This window comes from Mesorhizobium sp. M7A.F.Ca.CA.004.12.1.1 (assembly GCF_003997835.1).
In the GTDB taxonomy this organism is placed as follows: domain Bacteria; phylum Pseudomonadota; class Alphaproteobacteria; order Rhizobiales; family Rhizobiaceae; genus Mesorhizobium.
Genome location: NZ_RZRK01000575.1, coordinates 1 through 3,986, shown reverse-complemented (window position 1 = coordinate 3,986; position 3,986 = coordinate 1). Strand labels below are relative to the sequence as shown.

Annotated in this window: 4 protein-coding genes and 1 pseudogene; all 5 read right to left on the bottom strand. The window is 64.9% G+C overall.

Features of this window, described 5'->3' with window-relative positions:
- Positions 1–1,353 (bottom strand): molybdopterin-binding/glycosyltransferase family 2 protein (locus EN984_RS25335; protein ID WP_127384027.1); only part of this gene is annotated, 1,353 nt, incomplete at its 3' end.
- The gene (locus EN984_RS25330; protein WP_127267829.1) at positions 1,350–2,054 is read right to left on the bottom strand and encodes an XdhC family protein; all 705 of its coding nucleotides are present in this window, start codon (positions 2,052–2,054) and stop codon (positions 1,350–1,352) included. The genes EN984_RS25330 and EN984_RS25335, both read right to left, overlap by 4 nt.
- Before the next feature lie 6 nt (positions 2,055–2,060).
- The gene (locus EN984_RS25325) at positions 2,061–2,399 is read right to left on the bottom strand and encodes an XdhC family protein (RefSeq protein ID WP_127267830.1); all 339 of its coding nucleotides are present in this window, start codon (positions 2,397–2,399) and stop codon (positions 2,061–2,063) included.
- A gap of 60 nt (positions 2,400–2,459) precedes the next feature.
- Complete coding sequence (locus EN984_RS25320) at positions 2,460–3,704, bottom strand: VWA domain-containing protein (protein WP_127269883.1); 1,245 nt, start codon at positions 3,702–3,704, stop codon at positions 2,460–2,462.
- Between the two features lie 3 nt (positions 3,705–3,707).
- Positions 3,708–3,986, bottom strand: a pseudogene (locus EN984_RS25315) (MoxR family ATPase); the annotation flags it as partial.

Here is a 3,986-nt window from a genome sequence, read left to right as displayed (position 1 = left end):
GTCGAGGTCATCGGACGTGATATCAGGCATGTCACCGAGAACGATCATCACGCCGGCGGAATCTTCCGGCAGATAGGCGATGCCGGCTTTCAGCGAGGTGGACAGGCCCTCGGCAAAATCGGGATTGTCGGCGAAGGTCACGTCGAGGCCCACCAGCGCAGCGCGCACCCGCTCGCGCTGGTGGCCGGTGACGATGACAGTGCCGGACGCCTTCGAGCCGAGCGCCCGCTCGGCGGTGCGGCGCACAAGCGGCTTGCCGTCGAACAGCGCCAAAAGCTTGTTCGGCCCGCCCATGCGGCTTGAGCGGCCAGCGGCCAGCAGCACGATGCCGACCTTGAGCTGGCTTTTGGCCGGCAGCGGTTCGCGCGGCTGCGGCCGTGTCGGGATTTCCATCAACAGCCCGCCGACCCCCATGGCGGCAATATCCCTGGCCGTCACGTCGAGGCCAGCGATCAACCGGTCCAGCACCCAGTCGAAACCATTCTCCTTGGGGCTGCGGGCGCAGCCGGGCGCGCCGATGATGCGCTTGCCATCGAGCGTGCCGAGCACCAGCAGATTGCCGGGATCGACCGGCATGCCCGCGCGGATGACTGCACCACCCGCCTTCTCGATCGCCGCGGGAATGACATCGGCAAAATCGCTCATCGCCGAAGCGCCGAAGATCACCACCATGTCGTTGTCGCGCGCCAGGGAGACCGCGGCCTCCGCCACTGGCGCGACCTCATGCGGCGTGCGGCGCTCCGCAGTCAGCCTGCCGCCCGTACGCGCCAGCCGCGCTTCGGTGACGCGCAGCGTCTTGTCGAGCACGGAAGGCTTGATGCCCGGCAGAACCGTCTGGATGACGCCGACACGCACGGGCCGGTAGGCATTGACGGCAAATATCTCGCCCGCGGCGCAGATTTCTGTCGCAGCGTCGACCAGCGCTGAACTGACCGCGAAGGGAATGATCTTCACGGTCGCGACCATCTGGCCTTTCTCGACCGGCGCATGCTGCGCCAGCGTGGCGATGGTGATGGCGGGATCAATGGCATTGATGGCATCGATGACAGCGGCATCGACCGTGAAGATGCCCGGCGCCTTGGCATGGAGATTGACCCGCCCGGTCGCGGCAGGCCTGGCTTCGATCCCGCGAAAGGTCATGCTCTCGGCAATCGTTTGCGCGGCCGCATCCTCGCCGAGGTCGTCCTCAGTCAGCACAGCCGCAACGACCTCGGAAACACCGGCAGCCCGCAGCAGCGCCACATCTTCAGCGCTCAGCCTGTGCGCCTTGCGGAAGCGGCGTTCGCCGGCGGTGGTGGAGTGCGCCAGCACCGCGCCTTCCGCGGTCTCGATCGGGATCGGGCCGAATTTCACGCCGCCGCGCCCTTGGCATCGAGACCGCGCGAGCGGAAGGCGTGGATTGCCTGGGCCAACACCGCAACGGCGATCTCTCCCGGGCTGGCAGCACCGATGTCGAGCCCGATCGGCGCATGGATACGGGCGATCTGATCGGCGCTCGCGCCCAGCGCCAGCAGGCGTTCGACCCGCTTGGCATGCGTCTTCCTGCTACCGAGCGCCCCGACATAGAAACAGTTGGCGTCGAGCGCGGCCTTCAGCGCGAAATCATCGACCTTCGGGTCATGAGTGACGGCGGCAAGCGCCGTATAGCTGTCGAGCGGCTGACGCTTCAGCACATCCTCCGGCCATTCGGCATGAAGCGCCACATCGGGAAAGCGGTCCGGCGTGGCGAAGGCGGTGCGGGGGTCGATTATCTCCACGGGATAGCCGGCGATCCTGGCCATCGGCGCCAGCGCCTGGCTGATATGGACAGCGCCAATCACGACCAGACGCGGCTGCGGCAGATGCGCGTTGAGAAAGAAATTCCGCCCCTCTGCTTCGACCGAACCGGAGTTGCCTGTGCGGAACGCCCTGGCGATCGCGGCGCCAAGATCGCCGGCGACCTGATCGCCTTCGCGCACGATGCGGTCGCGGCCGTCACCGAGATCGGTGACCAGGATCGCCGCGCGGCGAGCGCGTCGTTCGGCGTTCAAAATTTTTAAGGCGTAGGGATCCATCCGAGATCAGCCCAGTCTTTCCACGTACACCTTGATGCGGCCGCCACAGGACAAGCCGACCTGCCATGCGGTCTCATCGGCAACACCGAACTCCAGCATCCTGGCCTTGCCGCTGTCGATGACGTCGATGGCCTCACTGACCACAGCGCCTTCGACGCAGCCGCCCGAGACGGAGCCGTGGAAATTGCCGTCGGCGTCGATGACCAGATGGCTGCCTACAGGTCGGGGCGCCGAACCCCAGGTCTCGACCACAGTCGCGATGGCCACGTCCTTGCCGTCCTTCATCCAGCCCTCCGCGATGATCAGCGGGTCGCGGGCCTCATCCAGATAAATGCTGCTTTCCATGACCGTTTCTCCAGAAGTCTGTTTTTCTCGGGATCTGTTTTCCGGGTGGGAAAGATATGGTTATGCGGCGTGCCTCGCGCCAGCGTCCAGCCATCGGCGCGGATCGACGGATTGTGCCGACTTCTTGTCCAATGACGCGCAGAGATCGGCCAGCGCATCGAGATTGTGCACCGAGCGGAACTCGTCGACATGCGGCAGCATCGCCTTGACGCCACGGGCGCGCGCCTGAAAACCGTCAAAGCGCAGCAACGGGTTCAGCCAGATCAGCCGCCGGCAGGATTTGTGCAGGCGCTCCATTTCCTCCGACAGGCCGTCGACATCGTCGCGCTCCAACCCGTCGGTGATCAGAAGCACGACCGCCCCCTGCCCCAGCACGCGCCGCGACCATATCAGGTTGAACTCGGCAAGTGTGTCGCCGATGCGGGTGCCGCCCGACCAGTCCTTGACCGCCGCAGAACAGTCGGCAAGTGCTGCATCGGGATCGCGGTGGCGCATCTGCCGGGTCAGATTGGTCAGTCTGGTACCGAAGACGAAGGTGTGCACGCGACGCCTTTTTTCCGTCAGTGCATGCAAGAAATGCAGGAAGATGCGCGTGTACTGGCTCATCGAGCCTGAAATGTCGGCCAGAACCACCAAAGGCGGATGAACTTCGCGGGCTGAGCGGAATTTCGGCAGGATCAGTTCGCCGCCGGTGCGCGCGGCCGAACGCATCATGGCTCGCGGATCAATGCGGCGGCCATGCGCATCGGCCTTGAAGCGCCGGGTCCGCACCATGTCGAAAGGCAGCCGCAGTTCGGCGATCGCCTTCTTGGCGTCGGCCATCTCGGCGGCGTTCATCTGGGCAAAATCCTTGGCCCGCAGCACCTCGTTGCCGGAAAAGGTGAAGCGGGCGTCGACCTCGATCTCGGGAATTTCCTGTGGCGGCTGGTTCTTCTGGTGGCCCTCGAACATCGCCTGGCTGACCCGGTTTTCAGCGGCGCGCGGCTTCTGCTTTTCCCTGGTGTCGGGTGCCACCGGCGAAAACATAGCCAGCATCTTCTCGATCAGTTCACGCGATTTCCAGAACAGCCGGAAAGCTTCGTCGAAAGTGGCGTGATCCTCATGCCTGGACACCAGCACGGCGTGCAGCGTCCAGTAGAAATCGTCGCGCGAACCAATGCCGGCGGCGAGCACCGCCTCGATGGCGTCCTTGACCGAGGCCGGCCCGACCCGCATGCCGGCCTTGCGTAAGGTGCGGGCAAAATAGACGATGTTGTCGGCAATCCGCCCGTGCGGCATGGCCTCTTTCGGTTCGGGGCGCGGCATCGCCTACTCCGCCGCCGAAAGCTCGGCCTTCACCTCGTTGAGGATGCGCCGGCCTTCGCCCTGTTCGATGCGGGCAATGTCGTCCTGGTATTTCAACAGCACGCCGATCGTGTCGGAGACGGTTTCCGGATCGAGCGCCACCTTGTCGAGCTCGGTCAGCGCGCCGGCCCAGTCGATGGTCTCGGCGACGCCAGGCACCTTGAACAATTCGATCTGGCGCAGCTTCTGGATAAAGGAGACCACTTCTGCCGAAAGCCGCTGGTTGGCCTGCGGCACCTTACG